Source organism: Ruegeria sp. CL3, assembly GCF_056536505.1.
In genome coordinates this window covers 295,028-316,275 of the sequence record NZ_JBQFPT010000004.1, presented here as the reverse complement: position 1 = coordinate 316,275, position 21,248 = coordinate 295,028, and the positions used below count along the sequence as shown (strand labels likewise).

19 protein-coding genes are annotated in these 21,248 nt (G+C 55.0%); 12 read left to right on the top strand and 7 right to left on the bottom strand.

Annotated elements, in window-relative coordinates; genetic code table 11:
• Nucleotides 1–20: 20 nt before the first annotated feature.
• Entirely contained in the window at nt 21–254 is a 234-nt protein-coding gene (locus tag ACR0NO_RS08045; protein ID WP_480723560.1) for a DUF6538 domain-containing protein, read from the bottom strand.
• A 604-nt stretch (nt 255–858) separates the two neighbouring features.
• Between ACR0NO_RS08045 and ACR0NO_RS08040 the strand changes: the two genes are divergently transcribed.
• The 6 genes from ACR0NO_RS08040 to arcC all read left to right on the top strand — a co-directional run bounded on the left by ACR0NO_RS08040 (nt 859) and on the right by arcC (nt 7,975).
• Nucleotides 859–1,257, top strand: a complete 399-nt coding sequence (locus ACR0NO_RS08040) for a hypothetical protein (protein ID WP_170676837.1) — start codon at nt 859–861, stop codon at nt 1,255–1,257.
• Between the two features lie 622 nt (nt 1,258–1,879).
• Nucleotides 1,880–3,367 carry a YfcC family protein gene (locus ACR0NO_RS08035; protein WP_480723559.1) on the top strand — a complete coding sequence of 496 codons (1,488 nt, stop codon included), beginning with the start codon at nt 1,880–1,882 and terminating at the stop codon, nt 3,365–3,367.
• Nucleotides 3,368–3,376: 9 nt separating this feature from the next.
• A complete protein-coding gene (locus tag ACR0NO_RS08030) occupies nt 3,377–4,756 on the top strand; it encodes an amino acid permease (RefSeq protein WP_170555731.1) in 1,380 nt (459 codons plus the stop codon).
• Complete coding sequence (locus ACR0NO_RS08025; protein ID WP_480723558.1) at nt 4,753–5,979, top strand: arginine deiminase; 1,227 nt, start codon at nt 4,753–4,755, stop codon at nt 5,977–5,979. Before ACR0NO_RS08030 ends, ACR0NO_RS08025 begins: the two co-directional genes overlap by 4 nt.
• Before the next feature lie 55 nt (nt 5,980–6,034).
• On the top strand, nt 6,035–7,033 hold the full coding sequence (gene argF, locus ACR0NO_RS08020; protein ID WP_480723557.1) for an ornithine carbamoyltransferase: 999 nt from the start codon (nt 6,035–6,037) through the stop codon (nt 7,031–7,033).
• 3 nt (nt 7,034–7,036) lie between these two features.
• On the top strand, nt 7,037–7,975 hold the full coding sequence (arcC, locus tag ACR0NO_RS08015) for a carbamate kinase (protein ID WP_480723556.1): 939 nt from the start codon (nt 7,037–7,039) through the stop codon (nt 7,973–7,975).
• Between the two features lie 245 nt (nt 7,976–8,220).
• Here arcC and ACR0NO_RS08010 read toward each other — a convergent pair whose 3' ends face one another.
• Nucleotides 8,221–10,959, bottom strand: coding sequence for a cation-translocating P-type ATPase (locus ACR0NO_RS08010; protein ID WP_480723555.1), 2,739 nt, complete (start codon nt 10,957–10,959; stop codon nt 8,221–8,223).
• A 67-nt stretch (nt 10,960–11,026) separates the two neighbouring features.
• Between ACR0NO_RS08010 and ACR0NO_RS08005 the strand changes: the two genes are divergently transcribed.
• From ACR0NO_RS08005 to ACR0NO_RS07995, 3 genes are all read left to right on the top strand, one after another.
• Nucleotides 11,027–11,287 (top strand): hypothetical protein, encoded by a 261-nt coding sequence (locus tag ACR0NO_RS08005; RefSeq protein WP_480723554.1) that lies wholly within the window; start codon nt 11,027–11,029, stop codon nt 11,285–11,287.
• Nucleotides 11,288–11,326: 39 nt separating this feature from the next.
• Entirely contained in the window at nt 11,327–11,767 is a 441-nt protein-coding gene (locus tag ACR0NO_RS08000) for a hypothetical protein (protein ID WP_480723553.1), read from the top strand.
• 228 nt (nt 11,768–11,995) lie between these two features.
• Complete coding sequence (locus tag ACR0NO_RS07995) at nt 11,996–12,403, top strand: (R)-mandelonitrile lyase (RefSeq protein ID WP_170555725.1); 408 nt, start codon at nt 11,996–11,998, stop codon at nt 12,401–12,403.
• A gap of 192 nt (nt 12,404–12,595) precedes the next feature.
• Here ACR0NO_RS07995 and ACR0NO_RS07990 read toward each other — a convergent pair whose 3' ends face one another.
• A complete protein-coding gene (locus ACR0NO_RS07990) occupies nt 12,596–12,808 on the bottom strand; it encodes a eukaryotic translation initiation factor eIF-2-beta/eIF-5 family protein (protein WP_170555724.1) in 213 nt (70 codons plus the stop codon).
• 610 nt (nt 12,809–13,418) lie between these two features.
• Here ACR0NO_RS07990 and ACR0NO_RS07985 point away from each other — a divergent pair.
• Both ACR0NO_RS07985 and ACR0NO_RS07980 read left to right on the top strand, forming a co-directional pair.
• Nucleotides 13,419–15,122 (top strand): SulP family inorganic anion transporter, encoded by a 1,704-nt coding sequence (locus tag ACR0NO_RS07985; protein ID WP_480723552.1) that lies wholly within the window; start codon nt 13,419–13,421, stop codon nt 15,120–15,122.
• A 230-nt stretch (nt 15,123–15,352) separates the two neighbouring features.
• The gene (locus tag ACR0NO_RS07980; RefSeq protein ID WP_170676850.1) at nt 15,353–16,252 is read left to right on the top strand and encodes a histone deacetylase family protein; all 900 of its coding nucleotides are present in this window, start codon (nt 15,353–15,355) and stop codon (nt 16,250–16,252) included.
• Nucleotides 16,253–16,372: 120 nt separating this feature from the next.
• Here the strand turns inward: ACR0NO_RS07980 and ACR0NO_RS07975 are convergent, their stop codons facing one another.
• Nucleotides 16,373–16,765, bottom strand: coding sequence for an ectoine synthase (locus ACR0NO_RS07975; RefSeq protein WP_170555721.1), 393 nt, complete (start codon nt 16,763–16,765; stop codon nt 16,373–16,375).
• Between the two features lie 15 nt (nt 16,766–16,780).
• The gene (locus ACR0NO_RS07970; RefSeq protein ID WP_480723551.1) at nt 16,781–17,506 is read right to left on the bottom strand and encodes an SDR family oxidoreductase; all 726 of its coding nucleotides are present in this window, start codon (nt 17,504–17,506) and stop codon (nt 16,781–16,783) included.
• 145 nt (nt 17,507–17,651) lie between these two features.
• Here ACR0NO_RS07970 and ACR0NO_RS07965 point away from each other — a divergent pair, with 145 nt between their 5' ends.
• Complete coding sequence (locus tag ACR0NO_RS07965) at nt 17,652–18,527, top strand: LysR substrate-binding domain-containing protein (RefSeq protein ID WP_480554689.1); 876 nt, start codon at nt 17,652–17,654, stop codon at nt 18,525–18,527.
• 278 nt (nt 18,528–18,805) lie between these two features.
• Here ACR0NO_RS07965 and ACR0NO_RS07960 read toward each other — a convergent pair whose 3' ends face one another.
• Both ACR0NO_RS07960 and ACR0NO_RS07955 read right to left on the bottom strand, forming a co-directional pair.
• Nucleotides 18,806–19,768, bottom strand: coding sequence for an ion transporter (locus ACR0NO_RS07960; RefSeq protein WP_480723550.1), 963 nt, complete (start codon nt 19,766–19,768; stop codon nt 18,806–18,808).
• Nucleotides 19,761–20,951, bottom strand: coding sequence for a low temperature requirement protein A (locus ACR0NO_RS07955; RefSeq protein WP_480723549.1), 1,191 nt, complete (start codon nt 20,949–20,951; stop codon nt 19,761–19,763). The genes ACR0NO_RS07960 and ACR0NO_RS07955 overlap by 8 nt, the downstream gene beginning before the upstream one ends.
• Nucleotides 20,952–21,248: the final 297 nt, after the last annotated feature.

Sequence of the window (21,248 nt, the reverse complement as noted above, 5' to 3'; positions counted from 1 at the left end):
TTTGTTGATCTGATCTGAGGTCAGTTCAGCTCAAGCTTCCTGTCCTTGGGCTTTGAGCAAACATAGGTGGCGTCAAATTGTTGGTCGACCTCAATGGCAGCGAAACGGACCTTCCGAATAGCATAGGCGCGGTTCTTCGTCATCAAAGAGAACTTTTCTTCGGTCTTCGGGTAGGTCGTTGCGATGTCCGCAGTGACGGCTGCGCGGAGATAGTAGACGTCGCCATGGCGATAGAGTCGGGAGTGTCCAGGCATCTTCTCAAGCGTCCTCATTGTGACACCTCAACGTAACAGAATCGTTTTTAAACTCTTGTAAATTAAGGGGATAAGCTCAAACCAACAGCATATGAAGATTTGGTGGAGCCTAGGGCCATCATACCTCATTGAAAACGCTGCGTTTTCCGCCAGTTGGGACATCTCGCCCCCATAAAGAAACTCACGTATTACTGAATTCTTCTGATTTCAACTGCTGTCAATTGGGCCAATGAAACCAATTTGGCAATCCAAAACCTTGCTGTCGCGCGGTGCTATCACCTTCATCCAGACAACTTGGCCAACGTGCGTTCAACATTGAGGAATCGAAATTGAGAATTGAGTGGGGCATCCTAGTTGTATTGCATTTCTTGTAACTAAAGAATTGAGCGTTGAGCATCTGATGCCAGATGGCCTGGGAGGCATCCTCACTTCTTGATTTCTTTGTGGGATTGCAACAGCCGATTTGGTTTTTCACTCGAAGGAGCGGAACACCTCGCACTCGAACTCCGTAAACTACGGGTCAATCCCAAGATAGCGACAAGAACGCAAAGTTAAGCTATTATGTCAGTATTTTTGATGTAAATATGACGAGATTGCCGGTTCTATGACCCATGACGAGAAACAAGCTAAACGCGGCCCGGATGGCAAATTCCTGCCCGGGCACAAGCCGCGAAAGTCAACGGGTCGACCGCGGGCCGCAAATGGCATTAAAGTACGCGCAGCACAGCTTGCGGGCGAACGGCTTGAAGAGATGCTCGGGCGCGCCACTGACGAAATTTCCGACGAGCTTGATATCGGCAATCCAACCGTAGCCCAATGGCTCGTTGATCGGGTTCGGCCTCCTACACGCTCTGACTTCGCTCAATTGGCTGACAGGAACAAATTGAGTTCAATTGAAGATATCCGCGCCGCTTCAGAGCGAACCACAACTGCAGCATCTTGGAGCGAAATCAGCTTGCAACAGGCAAGGCTTCTTCGGGATGCCCTGGGTCGTCACGCCTAGCTCAAAGGGCTTGAAGAACTGTCCGCACTCCGTGCGGAGGTCGAGGAAATGCGACGTGCGGATAGAACGACCGCCGCAATTGATAAGTCATTGCTACCAAAATGGGGCCGCCTGAGCGAGGAATAAAAATGAAGAGAGGGTCATGGACAGACATCGGAGGAATGGCTGAAACTCGCTCCCCCATTTCCGAAAGGACCGCCATCAAGGCTGCACTTAAAGCCACAATCGAAGCGGCTGATAGGTTAGAGATATCAATCCAGCATTCTGAAAAGATAGGTGCGCGGCCTCCAAACCTGATGTCTGGTCGGCGTGAACTCTAGGAGGCGAGACGACTACTGGCTTCGGGTATCGCGCACCTAGGAGAAATGCGTTCTTAGCAACACTTGTACGGGCTGAAGCAAAAAGACGCATTTCCCGCTTTGGTAAAATTATCCGCAAAATCTGTCGTTCAAGCAAGTCGCAGCGAATGACTGCACTGAGCCCATGGCAGACATTGTTCAATGTGTTCGACAACCCCACGTTTTACGAAAGTGACAAGTCGCCGCGTTAGTACTAAGTTGAGACATAAATATTCAAATATTTGACTGCCCAGTTTCTCAGCTTCACCCAGCGCGAGTTTCATATGTCCAAGTTTAAATTTCCTACCGCTTTTACCATTCTGTTCATACTGATTGCCGTCGTGGCCGCCCTTACATGGGTTATTCCGGCCGGTGAGTACGACCGTCAGATGAACGAAGCTCTGGGCAGCGAAGCGCCAGTCCCAGGCACCTATCACGAAGTCGAGCCGAACCCTCAGGGGCTTGCAGCGGTTATCCTTGCCCCGATTGCCGGAATGTACGATCCTGGTCTCCTTGGAAGTTCATCCAGCGCCGCAATTGATGTCGCTTTGTTTGTCCTGGTCATTGGTGGTTTCCTGATGGTTGTCACCAAGACAGGAGCTATCGACGCCGGTATCGGTTGGCTGCTGCACAGGTTGGCCGGGCGGGAAATCCTGATGATCCCAATCCTGATGATCGCCTTTGCCTTTGGCGGGACAAGCTATGGCATGGCCGAAGAATCCTTGGCGTTCTACGCTCTGATCATTCCGGTTTTTATTCGGGCAGGATACGACTCCTTGACCGGGGTCGCGGTGATCATGCTGGGCGCAGGCATTGGGACCCTGGGCTCAACCTTCAACGCATTTGCGACAGTTGTTGCCTCGCAAGGTGCGGGTATTCCGTTCACGAATGGGATCGTTCTTAGGTTCATTATTCTTGTCCTTTGTCTTGCTGCAGGCATCGCATTCGTCATGCGATACGCATCACGCGTGAAAGCCGACCCGTCATTGTCCGTGGTGGCAGATCAGGCCGAGGAAAACCGGGCGCATTTTCTAAAGGGTTCGGAAGGCGATGATACGTTCCCCGATATGACCAAGACCCGTTCGATCATTCTGATTCTTTTCGGGATTACCTTCGCCATTATGATCTATGGTGTTGTCGCGCTGGGGTGGTGGATGGCGGAAATGTCCGGTCTCTTCCTGGTGATGTCCATCATCGTCTGGTGGGTCGGGAAAACGGATGAAGGGTCCAGAATGGACGAAGGGACCTTTGTGGAAACCTTCGTTGATGGCGCGCGCGATTTGCTGGGCGTTGCCCTGATCATTGGCGTCGCACGCGGTGTTGTCGTCATTATGGACGCGGGCAAGATCACCGACACTATCCTTGCAGGGGCAGAGGGGTTTGTCTCAGGACTGAGCGAGTTCGCCTTTATCAACGCGATGTTTGGCATTCAGATCTTGATGTCATTCCTGGTGCCGTCCTCGTCAGGGCTGGCCACGCTTTCGATGCCGATCATGGCGCCACTGGCAGACTTTGCAGGCGTCGGCCGTGACCTTGTGGTTACTGCGTATCAGTCAGCAAACGGATGGGTGAACCTGTTCAACCCGACATTTGCCGTCGTCATGGGAGGGCTAGCCATTGGTCGCGTGTCATATGACAGGTGGCTACGCTTTGTTTTCCCGCTGCTCGTAATTCTGGCGTTGATCATCTGCGCGGCACTTACCGTTGGGGCCATCACTGATCCGGGGATCGACAGGCCCACAACCGAGACTCCAGACACAACATCGAACTGAGCCGTCGCAATGACCGATCGCGCCGCCACAGACACAACATCGACATCCGGTGCCCTTGGGCTGACGGCCTGTATTGCCTTGGTCGTCGGAAACATGATCGGGTCGGGAGTGTTCCTTCTACCAGCGTCACTTGCACCGTTTGGGCCAATCGCAATCGGCGGGTGGATTCTGACTTCGGCAGGGGCGCTTGTTCTCGCGATCATATTCGGAAGGCTGTCACGCGTCGTTTCTAAACCCGGTGGTCCTTATGCCTATTCGCAGGAAGCATTCGGAGACTTTGCCGGTTTCATTATCGCCTGGGGGTACTGGATCGCACTTTGGACCGGGAACGCCGCAGTCGCTGTCGCGTTGGTGGGGTATCTAGGATTCCTGTTCCCTATTATCATCGAAGTGCCGATGTACGGCCTCTCGACTGCGTTGGTTGCAATCTGGACGCTCACCTTGGTTAACATCCGAGGGGTCGAAGGGGCTGGTTTGGTTCAGATTGTGACCACCGTGCTCAAGCTCGCTCCGCTGATATTGATTGGCACATTGGGTATCTTCTGGATCAACACCGAGAACTATGTTCCGGTCAATCAAAGCGGCACCACTGCGTTTACGGCGATTTCTGCCGCGGCTGCTCTGACGCTTTGGGCCTACCTGGGTCTTGAATCTGCGACGGTTCCCTCTGGCGATGTTATCGAGCCGGAAAAGACCATCCCACGCGCCACCGTGATCGGCGTGATTATCGCCGCAAGCGTCTATATCTCGGTAACCGCCGTTTCGATGGGCGTCATTCCTGCCGAGCTGCTTGCTGTTTCCGCCGCACCTCTTGCAGCCGTCGGTGAGGTGATGTTTGGTCCCGTTGGTGGTGTCCTTGTTGCTGTGGGCGCGGTGATTTCGACCTTTGGTACTTTGAACGGCTTTACGCTGCTCAGTGGCCAGGTCCCTTACGGTGCCGCCTTGGATCGCGTCTTTCCTGCAGCCTTGGGCCAAAAATCCAAATTTGGAACGCCTGCTAATGCGTTAATCCTGTCGAACGCGTTGGCCTCGGTTTTGATTATCATGAACTATGCGCAAGGGCTGGTCGCCGCATTCAACTTTGTCATTTTGCTCGCCGTTGTAGCCAGCCTGTTGCCCTATGCCATCTGCTCAGTGGCCGAGATTATGATCCGGCTGAAAGGCGGGCAGGTCCTGCATGGCCCGGAACTGGCGAAGGTCATCGTACTGGGCGCGCTTGGGTTCATTTATTCGGTCTGGGCCTTCATCGGCTCAGGCGCTGAAACTGTTTTGGTTGGCTCGGTCCTGCTGCTTATGGGCGTGCCTATCCATGTCTGGGTCCGCTGGAGCCAGGCCAATGACGTTGAAGACATTCAAAAAACAGATAGTTCGAAAGGAGAGTTACAATGAAGCTCGGCGTTCATTCCGAGATCGGAAAGCTCAATAAGGTGATCGTCTCACGCCCCTCGCTGGCGCATGATCGACTGACACCGCGAAATTGCGAAGAGCTTCTTTTCGATGATGTCATCTGGGTCGAACAGGCTCGTAAGGATCACGCTGAATTCTGCTCGCTCATGCGGGAACGCGGGGTCGAGGTTTACGACATTCAGGACCTTCTGGCAGACGCTATCAGATCAGACCCCTCGGCGCGCGCTTTTCTTCTGGACCGCCTGATCACACCCAACATGGTCGGTCTGGGCTTTTCCGTAGAAATGCGAGCCTGGCTGGACGAGATGGATGCTAAGCTGCTTGCTCGGCATATGCTCGGCGGCATCGTCTTCGCAGACCTTCCCAAAGGCATGATTGATGAGCAGTTCGGCGATCTTGTTTCGCTGGGTGATTTCATTCTTCCGGCCATCCCTAACGCCCAGTTTCAACGAGACCCCTCCTGCTGGATTTTCGATGGTGTGACCACGAATCCAATGTTCTGGCCTGCTCGTAAGCCGGAAACCTTGATCATGCGAACTGTGTACCGGCACCACAAGATGTTCAAAGACGCCGAGTTTGAGTTCTGGTGGGGCGACAGCGACGACGATTTCGGTCTCGCATCGGTTGAGGGCGGAGATGTTCAGCCAGTTGGTAATGGAACGGTTTTCATCGGGATGGGTGAGCGTACGACCCGGCAGGCTGTCGCACAGGTCGCAGAAGCGCTGTTCCGCAAGGGCGGCGCCGAACGCGTTGTCGCCTGTGCGATGCCCAAGAGCCGTGCAGCCATGCATCTGGATACTGTCTTCACTTGCCTCGACCATGACAAGGTCACCGCATTCTCTGAAGTGGCGGATCAGATCACATGTATCTCGATCCGTCCGGGCGATCGTGGGGATTTGGATATCCACGTTGAAAAAGGGCACCTGTTCGACGTCTACAAGGAAGCCTTGGGGCTGAACTCGCTGGAAGTCATTTCTACCGGTGGCAACGAATTCCAGGCCGAGCGCGAACAATGGGATGACGGTAATAACGTCGTCGCCCTCTCGCCAGGTGTTGTTGTAGGCTATGCGCGCAACACGTTCACGAACGGAAAGATGCGCGCAGCCGGTGTCGAGGTGATCGAAATCTCGGGTCAGGAACTTGGGCGCGGCCGTGGTGGCGGCCACTGTATGACCTGCCCGATCGACCGCGACCCCGCCTATTGAATTTACCATGGGCGCAGCCCCCTGCGCCCTCTGATTTTTGTTAGGGAGAGATAAAATGGCATTCAATCTCAAAGGCCGTAGCTATCTGAAAATTGCCGATTTCAGCCAGCGTGAAATGCTGTATCTGCTGGATCTGGCCCGCGACCTGAAGCGCGCGAAATACGCCCGCGCCGAACAGCCGTCGCTGACCGGCAAGAACATCTGCCTGATCTTCGAAAAAACTTCGACACGCACCCGCTGCGCCTTTGAAGTGGCAGCATACGATCAGGGCGCGAACATCACCTATCTCGATCCGTCGGGCTCACAGATCGGGCACAAGGAGTCGATGAAAGACACCGCCCGTGTTCTGGGACGTATGTTCGACGGGATTGAATTCCGCGGTGCGGGTCAGGACATGGTCGAGACACTGTCAGACTATGCCGGCGTCCCAGTCTATAACGGCCTGACGGACGATTGGCATCCAACACAGATGCTTGCGGACATGCAAACCATGATCGAGCATGCCGACAAGCCTCGCAAAGATATCGTCTATGCCTACTCGGGTGATTGCCGATCGAACATGGGCAATTCGCTTTTGATGCTAGGCGCAATCATGGGCTGCGATGTTCGAATGATCTCGCCAAAAGAAACCCAGCCCCATGACGACGTGCGCGCATTGGCGATGGAGCGGGCTGAAAAGACGGGAGCACGTGTGACCATCACGGACGATACGTCTGCTGTCGAAGGCGCGGACTTCATTCATACCGACGTCTGGGTGTCAATGGGTGAGCCGAAAGAGGTCTGGGCCGAGCGGATCAATTTGCTGAGCCCCTATCAGGTAAACATGGATCTGATGAAGAAAACGGGCAACCCGAGCGTCAAGTTCATGCACTGTCTGCCAGCCTTCCACAATCTGGAGACCAAAGTTGGTCAGGACATTCACGAACAGTTTGGCATCACCGAGATGGAAGTGACCGAGGAGGTTTTCGAAAGCGATATGAACATTGCGTTCGAACAAGCAGAAAACCGGATGCACACCATCAAGGCGATCCTCGTCGCAACACTGGGGAGCTGAACCATGGGACGCGTTGTTGTAGCACTAGGCGGCAACGCGCTTCTCAAACGGGGCGAGGAAATGACAGCGGACAATCAGCGCAAAAACGCAAAGATTGCTGCCGAAGCCCTTGCTCCGCTTTGCGAAGCGCATGAAACCGTCATCACCCACGGGAACGGTCCGCAGGTCGGGATGCTGGCCCTGCAAGAGATCATGTACACCGATGTCGAGGAATACCCGCTAGACGTCCTCGTCGGCGAGACGATGGGCATGATCGGCTACATGATTGAGCAGGAGCTTGGGAACATCCTGCCTTTCGAGCATCACATCGCCACCCTGCTGACCATGATCGAGGTTGATCCAAACGACCCGGCGTTTGACAACCCAACAAAATTCATCGGGCAGGTCTACTCCGAAATGGACGCCAAGAAAGAGGCGGCTGACAAGGGCTGGACGGTGAAACCTGACGGCAAGTACTGGCGGCGCGTAGTGCCCTCGCCCCGCCCAAAACGTATCTTTCAGGTCGAACCGATCCGTTGGATCCTGGAAAAGGGCGCGACTGTGATCGCTGCTGGCGGAGGTGGCATCCCGACAATGTACGAGGCAGGAGCTGAACGGAAACTGGTCGGGGTCGAAGCCGTCATCGACAAGGATTTTGCCTCGTGCCTTCTGGCGCAGAACCTTGGCGCAGATTTCTTTGTCATCGCTACAGATGCAGAAGCCGTGTTCCTGAACTGGGGAACGCCTGACCAAAAGGGCATTCGGTCAATCACCCCCGACGCGTTGGATGAATACGACTTCCCCGCTGGATCAATGGGTCCCAAGGTGCAGGCCGCCCAGGACTTTGTGCGATCCTCGGGTGGTCGGGCCATTATTTGCGCCCTTGCTGATGTCCCTGCAGCGGTACGTGGCGAAAAAGGTACGACGGTATCGTTGGAGGCGGGGAATACACAGTTTCACTAGGCCCGAAGAATAGGCTTTGTTGATTGTAATGCCTTCTATAGGACACCGGGGTCGACACTGCGCGCTGCGCGTCACTAGATCGTGCGTATGGGTTATCAGGCCATAAAATTCAACTTCCTCTGACATTCTTGTGGCGGAATGCTGGCCAGGAACAATGCAGACCCTCTGCCAAGAAATTGACACCGAATGGGTGCTTCAGGATGTCCATTCTAGCACCTTCCGTGCCGTTCTAAGCAAAGGTAGCGTCAGAGCCATTTCAGTCCGAACATTTCCTTCAGCGCAGACAACAGAAGCGTGGGCAATGCGGCGATGAAGAACACTCCGAGCAAATGCGACAGAGGCAGGGAAACTGTTCCAAGCACGAAATGTCCAGCGCCGGTATAAATGGCGAGAAGAGACAGCAATATGGAAATGCTCACCGCTCCAAGCAAGGTGCGGTTGCCGAGCGGCGACTTGCGGTAGAGCGTAGAGGTCGTTCGGGCGTCGAAAATATGCCAGATCTGGGCAAAGATCAGTGTCATGAACGCTGCTGTCTGGGCGTGTTCCAAGGAGGCGCCTCGTTCGAGAAACTCCTGGAAGACATAAAAGGTCAGCAGGCCGAGCAGCGTTCCCCGGATCAGGATCCGCTCTTTCATTCCGCCACCGAACAGATTATCGTCGCGCGGGCGCGGTGGGCGCTGCATCAGGTCGGGTTCCGCTTTCTCGAAGCCGAGTGTCAGAGCCGGTAGCCCATCCGATACAAGATTCACCCAGAGGATCATCAGCGGTGTGATCGGCAGGAGCGGGTCTGCCCCCATCAGTAGGAAGGCGAACAGGATCGTTGAGACCTCGGCCACGTTGGCGGTGAGCGCCTGCCGAATGAATTTCAACAGATTGTCGAAGATGCGCCGGCCTTCGCGGACTGCCGTCACGATGGTGGAGAAATTGTCATCGAGCAGCACGAGGGCAGCGCTGTCCTTGGCGACCTGCGTGCCGGTGATGCCCATGGCGACACCAATATCCGCCGCTCGCAGAGCGGGCGCGTCGTTGACGCCATCCCCGGTCATTGCCGCCACCTCGCCATTCTCCTGCATGGCATTGACGATGCGCAGCTTGTGCTCCGGGGTCACCCGGGCAAAGACGGCCGCGTGCTGCACCATCTCTTTCAAATCCTGATCGCTCATCAGGTCGAGCTCGACCCCGGTATGAACCGTCTGCGCGTCGCTGGTGCGAATGCCGATCTGTTCCGCAATCGCTTGGGCGGTCACGGCGTGGTCGCCGGTGATCATCACCGTTCGGATGCCGGCCCCAGTTGCCTCCGAAACGGCGATGGGTACTTCGCTGCGCGGCGGGTCCATGATGCCGTGAATGCCAAGCAGTACGATCCGCTGCTCGGGATCGGCATGGTCCAGATCCTCTTCTGCCACCTCCCGATAAGCCACGGCGAGGGTCCGGAGCGCCTTCTCGCCGAAACCGTCGATCACCGCCTCGATCTCTTCCCGCAAGGCCGGGGAGATCTCAAGCGTTTCCCCGGCCAGGCGGACATGGCTCGCCCTTGACAGGATCACATCAGGCGCCCCCTTGGCGCCGAGCACAGTGCGCCCATCCGGCAATCGAGCGAAGACAGACATCATCTTGCGCGTTGAATCGAAGGGGAATTGCCGAAGCGCCTCGACCCGCGCTTCTGTCAACTTCTCGCGGGAAATCCCGACCTTGGCCGCGGCCACGACCAGAGCGCCCTCAGTCGGGTTGCCCTGGATCGCCGGGCGCCCGTCAGCCTCGACCATACGCGCATCGTTGCAATAGGCGGAGACGGCCAGCATCTGCCGAAGATCCGTTTCGGCCTCGATCTCGGCCACGCTACCGTCTTCGGAACGGAACTCGCCATGCGGATCGAACCCCTCGCCGGTCACTTCCCAGTCCTTGCCACCGGCCCAGCATTGCATCACCTGCATTTGGTTCTGCGTGAGCGTGCCGGTCTTGTCTGAACAGATCACCGAGGTCGCGCCGAGCGTTTCTACAGAGGAAAGCCGTCGCGCCAAGGCGTTGCTGGCAGCCATGTTTTGCGATCCCAGCGTCAGAACGATGGTGACTACTGTCGGCAGGCCCTCCGGGATCGCCGCGACCGACAGCGAGATTGCCGTGTTCAGCATCTCAGCCGCATCCATTCCATTGACCACGCCAATGCCGATCACGATGGCGACCACGATCAGGGCCGCCATGATCAGCACCTTGGAAAGGCCCTCGATCTTGAGTTGCAGCGGGGTCTTTGGCTCTTTCGCAGAGGACATGAGGGCAGCGATGTGACCGACCTCGGTCTCCATTCCGGTGCCCACGACAATGCCTTCACCAGCGCCGCCAGTGACCTGCGTGCTCATGAAGCCCATATTCAGACGATCGGCCAGAACGACGTCTTCGTCCTCGATCGGATCGGCATGTTTGTCGACCGGTTCGGATTCTCCCGTCAACGCGGCCTCGTCGACCTGCATCCGGCTGGTGGTGACAAAGCGAATGTCGGCGGCCAGAATGTCACCGGCTTTTACTCGCAGAATATCGCCCGGCACGAGATCCGCCGCCGGTACTTCGACGATCTCGCCGCCGCGGCGCACGAAGGCCTGCGGTGCAGACATCTCCCGCAGGGCTGCCAAAGACTGCTCGGCCTTGTATTCCTGCCAGAAGGAGATGAAGGCGTTGAAGACGGCGATCGCGAATATCGCAATCGCATCAACCCAATGCCCTGTATAGGCCGAGACAAGAGCACCTGCTATCAGGATGATCAGCAGCGGGCTTGCGAATTGCCGCAGGAGCATCTTCCAGGGCGGCACTGTTGCAGTCTCTTCCAAGCGGTTTGGACCGTGTGTTGAAAGCCGCCTGGCCACCTCGTCCGGATTCAATCCCGTCTCAGGGTTTACGCCGAGGTTTTCGGCGACCGCTCTTCCGTCCAACACCCAAGGTGCGTTCGCGTTACCAAGAGCCGATGGGGTTGTCTGCGCGAAACCTGACATTCTCAACTCCGTATGAGCAATTGCGTGACCGGAAAAATCTTGGGGTGCCAGTGCCCATTCTCAGTCAATGAGCCAACCTGAGCAGTTCATTGACGGTTCTCCAATTTGTGATGCGCACACCTTTAGACAGCTACCAGCAGCGACGGAGCTTTGTCATCTGCAAAATCGAGAAAGGTCAGAAAAGCAGATATCCGCCATTGAATGGAATACGCCCAGCCTAGAGAAGCCTCAGTTAGCCGACATTCGGGCTCTTCCTGTCAAGGGCAGCAATGTCCCGTCAGCCGTCCAGCCCTGTTTTTTTGATGTTGGCTTTACCCACCACCGCTAAACTACGATAATGCTAAGGTCAGCCGCCTTCAAAACCATCATGCTTGCGCTTGTCATCGCGCTCGTCCTCATTGGACTTTGGATCACGGTTCAAAGACAAAGCCTTCCCTGGGACTGGGCAGAGCTTCAAAACTTCCGTGAGAAGGATATACCCATGCCGTTGGCGGCCGCTTTCCGGAATGATGTCCGGTTTGTGTGCATAAACACACCCTACTCTGACCCAACACAGCTACCGAAAGATAGCCCTTCGTCGCTGGTTGATCAGCTCGACCTCTCTTGGGTGGGGGAGAACGCCATTCGGTTCTCACTTTTCAATCCCGAAATGAGGCTTCTTCATGAATACGCCCAGCCTTTTGTTGCCGACAAATTTGTTTTTTCCAATACAGGATTACGCGGCTATTGTGGGCCAGCTGGTACCCTCAGGCTAAGAGTTCATGGCACGCCTGAGTGGTTATTAGTCGAACTGTTGTACCCTGAGTAACGGGCATCTGCTTCCGCGATTGGAAAAGCAGACTTTGGCAAAAGCCCAGCGAACGGCAGAAAAGTCCGCAACTCAGACGCAGGTCTTGTGCAATCCGCTGACCGGTTACAGTCGCAATCTGGGCATTCGACAATGGTGCCCAGATGGCCGCGCCGACCCGGCGTGCATCTGGGTTTGAAATTGGAACTCTGCTATGTCCCCAGGAGCAACGCAACGAAGGAGCACATCATGAAAATTCACCGCGCGGGGGACCGGCCCTCTCAATTTCCCGGCAATGAGTATTTCACCGGTACAGTCCGCTTTGATCCCGTTGTTACAGGGAATGATCCCTCGCCGGTCAAGATCCTTACTGTGACTTTTGAGCCCGGAGCACGGACGGCGTGGCACACGCACCCCGCCGGTCAAACGCTGCATGTCTTGTCGGGCTCGGGCCTAGCTGGAGCTGAGGGGCAGTCAGTGCAGGTGTTGCGCCCTGGCGATACGGTGTGGTTTGCGCCAGGAGAGCGGCATTGGCACGGCGCGGCGCCAGACTGTGCGATGACCCATCTGGCTGTGCAGACGTCTGTCGAGGGCAAGACTGCTGATTGGATGGAGCATGTGTCAGACGAGGATTACAGCGCAGCGCGCGCAGAATAAAGCGCGTGGGCCCTGCCGAGCAAGTCGCTGCAGAGAAACCTAATCAGAACCCTTCCGGATTCTCTCTACGCCTATTTAAAGGGGGGTAACGGTTTTCTCGCCTTCGGACAAACGTGGCCCATGTTGCGACTCTGAGAGGCCCGCGCAGCAAGCTTTCAATTTTCCGAATATCTGGCCTCTTCAGCCACCCACCTACCCAGCGAAATCCCATCGCTGCAGAACGTCTCTCGCCCGTGCCATTTTCTGCGCGTTGATCACGACCTCTTCCGCTCCGTTGCGCACCTCCTCACCGAGCAGAAATGGCTCCTCGTACCCACATGCATTGCAGGCAGCTTTCTCACCCGTAATCAACGTATCCGGCGATCCGCATTCAGGGCATCGTGCCTGGACATCATCGTTGAACATATACCGGCCTCTCCTTCATTTACCGATTGCCAGAACCGGGTCCGCCCGCCAGAATCGCTGATTGGCGCATCCGCTTGAACTCGTCTGGGGTGACGGTTCAGCTGCTCGCATCGATACCTTTTGGGATGCGCGCTCTCTTGTGTCCAATCGCGCGAACGCTGCCTCTTGTGATCTCTTAACAGGTCGACTCGTAGCCTGTCAGCCCGCTTGTGTTGATTTGGATGGCAGTCTGACCGTTCGCGTTAGTGACCAATGGAGCCTTGGGAGGTGGGTTGCACGCTGAAACCAGCAACGCGAACCCAATGTAAATCCATCTGTGCATACGAAATTCCCTTTTTTCTCTAAAATAGGCTGGCAGCCGTTCAGTCAAATCTGTCTGTTACCAGCTCCGAGCGTATAGGAGACACTTACAAAATATCATCGCATGACCGAATCGAGCCCACTTTCCCCAATGCTGCGCGATGCCCCAATTGCAGCAATGCGCATAAACCGGACGTTGCAAATTCGATGAAATCTTCAAAAAGTTCCATGCATCCGAAAAACGCCAGTGCTATCACGAGAAATAGCTTCTGCCGCCACGTGGGGGCTAACCCGAAAGTGCAACAATTGAATGTCTGACAAAACGTCCCATTCTCACGGATCATCCCTTCCGGTGCTGCAGGGAGTTCTGCCTATTGTTCCAGCCAAGCTTCCGGCCGAAATCCTTGCCGGAGTGACCTTCGCGTGCCTCGCGATACCCGAGGTCATGGGCTATACGAAAATTGCAGGAACACCGGTCATTACCGGGCTGTATACGATTATGATTCCGATGACGCTTTTCGCGATATTCGGATCTTCACGCCACCTTGTGGTTGGTGCAGACTCGGCGACCGCTGCCATCACTGCATCAGCCTTGGCTGGCATGGCTGTAGGTGGTTCGTCTGAATACATAGCGCTTGCTTCGCTTTTGGCGCTGATGGCAGGTATTCTCTTGATCGCGGCCAGAGTCGTCGGTCTGGGGTTTCTGGCCGATTTCCTGTCCAGAACGGTTCTGGTCGGCTTTCTGACCGGTGTTGGTATTCAAGTCGCCTTAGGCGAGTTACCTGGGATCTTAGGCATTGAAACGAGCGGTCATGGCACGATCCAGAAACTCTCAAACGCTTATCAGAACATCAGTCAGATCAGTTGGGCGACATTTTTGATTGCAACCGCAGTTTTGGTCATTGTGATCGGAGCGAAACGCCTGTCCCCAAAGGTGCCTGGGCCATTGATTGCTGTCATCGGGATCATCGGACTAAGTTGGTTTTTTGATTTCGAAAGAAACGGGATTGCCTTGCTTGGCCCCGTGCCGAGCGGTTTGCCTTCACTCTCCATCCCGCAGGTTAACTGGAACTGGACGACATTCAAACAGCTGCTCCCTACAGCGCTGGCGATACTCGTCGTCATCCTGGCGCAAAGTGCTGCGACATCTCGCGCCTATGCTGCGCGCTACGGGGAAAAGTTCAACGAAGATGCCGATCTTGTCGGGCTTGGTATTGCCAATATTGGCGCGGCATTCAGCGCGACTTTTGTCGTCAATGGAAGCCCGACCAAGACCGAGATGGTTGCCGGTGCCGGAGGCCGAAGCCAGATAGCCCAATTGACTACGGCGCTGGTCGTGTTGTTTGTTCTCTTGTTCCTTACGAAGCCTCTTGCGTTCTTGCCTGAGGCTGTGCTGTCCTCCGTCGTATTCCTGATTGGTTTGAAGCTGATAAACCTGCGCGGATTGCGGGAAATCTTCGTCCAAGCGCCCACTGAGTTCGGGATCGCAATGGGCACGGCCGCCGTGGTCGTGGCCACCGGAGTCGAACAAGGCATCATTTTTGCGATGGTTTTTTCGTTGATCGATCATACGCGTAAAGGATACCGACCGAAGAATTCCATCATCACTAAAATGCCAGACGGGGAATGGCTGGCACGACCACTCGACAAACCCGAGCAATTCGAACCTGGGCTCATTGTTTACCGCTTTTCACACGGGATGTACTATGCGAACGCGCAGCGATTTGCGAATGAGGTTGTCGATGTCATCGCCGCGATCGAAGAAAAGACCCACTGGTTCTGTATCGACGCTTCTGCAATTGACGACATCGATTACACTGCCGGGAGCGTTTTGAAATCAACTATTCAAACACTCCACGATCGTGACATTAAGGTCGTGTTTCTCTTTGCCGAACCATCGATAGAGGCAGAACTCGAACGCTATGGAATAGCCAATCTTGTCTCGAAGAAGTTCTTTTTTCGAACAGGCCACGAGATGATCGAGGCCTACGAAGTCGAAACATCGCATAGTTGAATGCATTCCAACTAACGCGAACTCGCCCCATCTAGCGACAACAAAACGTAGGATTGCGCGTCCACTGCGAGTGAACCACAAAGCAGACATTCGCATTAGATATCAACTGTGGCTTTCCCTTACATTCACGCACCACTTGAAACGCAATGCTATCAGCGGCCGAAGTTGCAGACCAGTTAGGAGGTCGGCTATGCTTTGGCGAATTGCCTGAGTTTTTCTTCACCTAAGCCATGAGATTTTACTCTCCTCACAGATTTTCCCCTAGTCTGCCTTCCGGACATCGGTTTCCGAAGGGCAAGTACAAAATGCTTCACACGCTACTGCTGAAAGACGGTATTCTTCAGGAGGCACAGATCGCAAAATCTTTGCCAGCTAGCGATGAAGCGGTATTGCGTGCGCACGCCGCCGGTTTTGTCGCGCAGTTTGAAAACGGGGAACTGGAGGAAAAGGCCATGAAACGGATTGGCTTCCCGTGGAGCCGGGAACTTGTGAGGCGGGTTCGCGCCACGGCCGGTGGCGCAATTGCTGCTGCTGAGACCGCTCAGGAGTACGGTATCTCGGGACAGCTTGCTGGCGGCACTCACCATGCTCATCCTACGTTTGGATCTGGCTATTGCGTCTACAACGATCAGGCTGTCGCGGCGCTCCACCTGCTTGCGGCTGGCATGGTCGAAAGGGTCGCAATCATCGATCTTGATGTCCACCAGGGTGACGGTAGCGCCGCCATTTTCGCCGACAACCCATCGGTCTTCGTCTTTTCGATGCACGGGGAAAAGAATTTTCCGTTCCGCAAGTTTCCAGCGGATCTCGATGTTGCCCTGCCGGATGGCACCGGCGACAAGGACTACCTTCGCGCCTTAGCCGATCACTTGCCGGCTGTGTTTGAATTTCGTCCCGACCTCATTCTATACCAGGCAGGCGTTGATCCGCTGGCAGAAGACAAGCTAGGGCGGCTTGCGCTGACCCATGATGGCCTTATCCAACGCGATCAGGCGGTACTGAACGCCTGCAAAGGCCGGGGCATCCCGGTCTCGATGGCAATCGGCGGCGGCTATGCCGACCCCATTGAGGCGTCCGTCACGGCTTACGCCAATACCTACCAGGTCGCAAAGAAGCTTCACCGATTTTGATGACAGATCTGATCTCAGTGATTTGTCATTCTCACCGTGTTTAGATGGTCCTCAGAGAGCCTAAATTTCCAGAGGCTGCGCTCTTCTCGAACGGCCGGTTTGCGCAACATATCACCGTGCTCATACAGATACAGTTGGAGCATAACTTCCGTCTTCGCGGTGTACTTCGCGCCCGCTGAGCGGTGGATTGAATACGCAGACAAGCCGAAGGTCAAACTCTGTTGCACGCACTAAATGTCGGTCGTGTTGATCCAAGGCATAGAGGGAAAATGGTTCAAGGAAATGCCAGGTTTCATCTTCAAACGCTCTGATCTGCCCCTTGCCCTCAATGCAGTAACACGCTTCCAAATGATGGGTATATTTCAGCTCCAGCACTGCGCCTTTTTTAATGATCGTATCAGTCAGCGAGAACCCCATCCCATCCGACGCGAGAAGCAGTCTTCTGCTATTCCAACCGGGCCCGGAAACGTCCCGATCTGTGCCAAGGATATCTTTGAGTTCCGTAACAATCATTTTAGCACCTCTTTGCTATCGTACCGCGCGGTTCATCCCGCCATCGGATAGAATGCTCTGACCGTTAATGTACCGGGCTCTATCGCTGGCAAGAAATACGCAGGCTTGCCCGATTTCTTCGAATGTTGCCGGCCGCTGAGCTGGGATTTCCCGACGGGCCTGTTCGGAAAGATTTACGTTTTCGCAGAACCCGGGCAGCAGGTTGTTCATGCGTATATTATGCCGTGCGTAGCGATCCCCATAAAGCTTTGAGAAACTGTGCAGAGCGCCACGCAGCATGCTCATGGGATAGGGCGCACGCGGCTCGATTGTGTTCATGGACGAAATGTTTACGAATGCGCCCCCGCCCTGTTCGATCAATATGGGCGTGACAATGCGGGCGATCTTGACGACGTTCAGTACGTACATATCCAGACTTTCGTGCCACAACGCGTCGCTGAGTTCCAAAAGCGGCCCGTCAAAGTCGGGATCAAACCCTACCGTCTTTATCGCTTCTGGCACCGCACCGCCGTGGCCCATATTGCTGACGATTGCATCGATCCTTCCATATTTGCTCATGGTGTCGTCGATCATCTTTCGGAGATCGTCGACATCTAAAACAGAGCCACGACGACCAATGCCCCCAAGCTCTTCCGCCAGTTCAACAGACCTGTTTGACGGGGACATCAGCGAAACTTTGTAGCCCGCGTTTGCCATTTCAATGGCGCAACCCCGGCCAATACCTTGTCCTGTGCCTGTCATCAGCGCGACTTTGGTATCGGGCATGGTATCCCCTTTCTTCAGATGTATAGTATGTGAGAATTATTGCTTTGATAGCAGTGTACCCTCTTGGAATTAGGTAATCCTATCGAGTTAATTGAACATTTCTGTTAGGTTTCCTCACATCATGGAGAACCTCAGACACCTTCGCGCCCTTCAGGCATTTGACGAGACCGCTACCCACTCCAGCCTGAGCAGAGCAGCGGATGTTTTGAACGTCACCCACGGGGCGATCAGTCGACAAATCAAGTTGCTGGAACTGCATCTTGGTGTGACGCTCTTTCACCGCCGACCAAATGGTGTTGAACTGACCGAGGCCGGGGAACGCCTGCATCAATCAACTCGCGGGGCGTTTTCGACATTGCAGCTGGGCGTGATGGAGGTGAAACGACTTCATCACCGCCAGTCGATTACAGTGTCTTTGTCCACATCGCTTGCGCTCAAGTGGTTTGTGCCGCTACTCAACTCGTTTCAACAAGAACATCCTGGTATTTCATTGTTGCTGGACACGAATGATGTATTTGCGGATTTCGATGTATCCGAAGTTGATGTCGCTTTGCGCTTTGGCGAACCTGGCTGGGACGGGCTATATCATGAGCAAGTCCGGCAAGAGGAACTGATTGTCGTGGCTGCGCCGTCTCTTGTTGATCAAACCCGGCTGCCAATGCGCGCCGAGGACGTGGCCAGTCTTCCACTTTTGCACGACGCCTTTAACGTCGGATGGGAAAGTTGGGCAACACAAGTTGGTTTGAGCCCTGATCGTATCAACGCGCAGAGCATCAAGTACGTCGACAGTGCTGTTTTGTTGGAGGCCGCGATTGACGGGCAAGGCGTGGCGTTGGCGAGACGTCTTTTGGCAGCTAGGGACTTGGAACTTGGTCGGTTGATCCGTCTGGATGAAACCCGTGTTCCATTGGATCGCGCACTCTACTTCGTCTGTCGTCCGGGTGATCAAGAACGAGTCACAGTAAGGATTTTCAAGAAATGGCTCATGTCGATTTAAGCTGTGTGCCTCAATCGAAGCTTCGAAAGAGCGGTCACTAGACCACGTTCTTCAGAAGTCGGCTTTGTCCGCGTCGCGGTCGTTTGCGCAGATTGCAGCGAACGGCGGCTAACGAGAATCTTGCTTTCTGGATTCCGGTGATCCCCAAAAATGCTCACGCAACGGTAGTTCATGCCCGATACAGCATCCGTGGCTAAGGGCTCATCGCGGACCTCGGAGGCAGCACAGCATGCTGTGATAGAATTTTCCGGTCGACGCCGGTTTGTTGTTGTGACCGATCAGGGATTGTCACTTTGTTTCGTTGGCTGACCGCAGGTGGGACAGTGATCAACCTGTGACAGCGTTTCCGCATGCACGCGGTTGCGGATATGATCCGCAGCGCGGCGCGAGAGACCCAATTGCTTGCGAACAGCGTCAATTTCCTTCTCATCAGCCTCGCAGATATCGCCATCTTCCAACGCCTTTCGAAATTCGAGCTCCAAGCTCGCACGTCGGCGGTGTAACTGGTCGTTTAGGCCGCTGGCGATGATCCCAGCCGGCAATGCCGCCATACCAATGCCAATCACTGTGATCGCAGCGCCGAAGATCTTACCGGCAACTGTCACGGGCGTTACGTCGCCATAGCCGACGGTTGTCAATGTCGCCATCGCCCACCACATCGCCGCCGGGATTGAGCCAAAGGCTTCTGGTTGCGCCTCGTGCTCTGCGAGCCAAGCGCCACTTGCAGCAAAGATCAGCATCACCATCAGGATGAAGAAACCCGCAAAAAAGGCGCCCGCTTCTTCCTCGAACACCGCAAGCAGCATGCCGAGCGCGGGTGAGTACCTTGTGAGTTTGAGCAAGCGCAACATACGGAAGGTTCTTAGCAGCCGCAGGTCAACCGGAAAGAGTAGGTAAAGCAGCGCTGGGAGTATGGCCAATAGGTCGATTATTGCGATTGGAGAAACGGCCCAGGATGCGCGCGTTTTGTAGTTTGGGTTTTCTGTCGCAACCCACAGCCTCGCCGCGTATTCCACCACGAAAACTAACAATGAAAGGCCTTCAAACAGATTGAGTGCGACCCCCCAGCGGTCATAGATTGAATCGACCGTTTCAAGGATAACAGCGGCCACGTTCAGCGTGATCAGAGCGATGAGAGCGAGTTCAAGGACCCAAGGGCCGGTCGCAGCACGGTCTGGGCGCTCGAGCCACCAGTACACTCTTTTTCTCAGGTAGTTTGCACCTGTCACAGCATCAGTCATGGCGAAGCTTCGCTCTTGCGCGCATCAAGGGAATCGCGATTTGAGAAAGCAAAGCCGTGCCCCAAATCAGATTGCCAACCAAGGAGGGGACATGCGGGACAATATAGAAACAGGCGATTGCCAAAACGATCCCAAACACCCGCACATCCCAACGCCCGAAATCTGAGGCAATACGGTGTTCAATGACGTTCTGAAGTACCCAAAGCATAGCGATGTAGCCTGCAAGGCCGAAACAGCCAATGGCAGCGTATTCTGTTGGGTACGGCTCCCAAAACCCGACCTTAACCTCGGCTGCAAGCGCCACGCCGACCATCACGCCACACAACATCAAGACCAGATGAGCCAGCCACCAGATCACCAAGGTCGAAACCTTTTTGTCTTTGGGTTTGGCGTTGCCAACGAAGTCGAAATAGATCCAACACATCACGAACATCGAAACACCGCCAATTACAAAGTTGACCAGCACGTCTGGTGAAACTTTGTAGATGCCTTTCTCAGACAGTGTGACGACCAGTTTGAAGAACCCTTCACCCAAAACGATCAGCGTCAACAAGGCAAACCGCTCTGCCATATGACCGAGGCGCGGGACGAACCGTTCAAAGCGCAGGACAGTGACGCCGGGGATCATGTACATCGCCTGCGTGGCAACCATCGCGGCAGCAAACGCCCAATAGGCAAGCGGTTTAGGCAGAAACGCCGTAATGGCAAAGATCACTGCAAAGGCCGAGAAGTTGCGGATCTGTGCCGCCGACATCGAAACGCCCGAGGAATTGGTTCGCTGAGCACGGAAATATAGCGCGGCAATCATGGCTCTGTTCGCGGCAAACCCCAACGCGAAGAAAACCCAGCCCTTGCCGTCGATGGCGGGGATGGCGGCGGCCATGAACATCACTGTACAGATCATCACGGCCATGATCAGGCGATGCCAGAAATCGGTGCTGACGTAGATCGAGTTGAAAATACTGAGCTCACCCCACGCGTACCAGAGCGTGATGAAAACACCGGCGAAGACAAGAAACCCATACAGATCGAGGTGGTGAGACAGGTAGTTCCCAAGAAGGAAGATCGTCACAACATGGATCAGGTCATAGAACAACTCGGCCCAGTGGACGTGGTCGTGAGTGTGGTCGAGGTCTTGATGATGTTGCGGCTTCCGCCACATGGGGTGGTTATGCAGTGCCATAAATTAGGGACCCTTCAAAATTCCAAGGTTGTAGTGGTCGGCGAGCGACCACCCCGATTGAGTGTTTTTCTATAGGATGAAGGTTGTCGTGGAGATCCTCGCCTTGCAACCCTGCAACGGTTGTTCAGCGAGGGCGCACTAGAATTTCCAGTCCGATCTTGTGGTGATCATGCCGGAAATGCCCGGCATTCACCGCTTCAGCTTCCTTTCACATCGCTCGAAAACCGCGCTGCGTTTTCCTTAGCAAAGGCGCTGGCATCTGCGTCGGCGTCCCAGAACTGACGGTTGGCCTTGGGA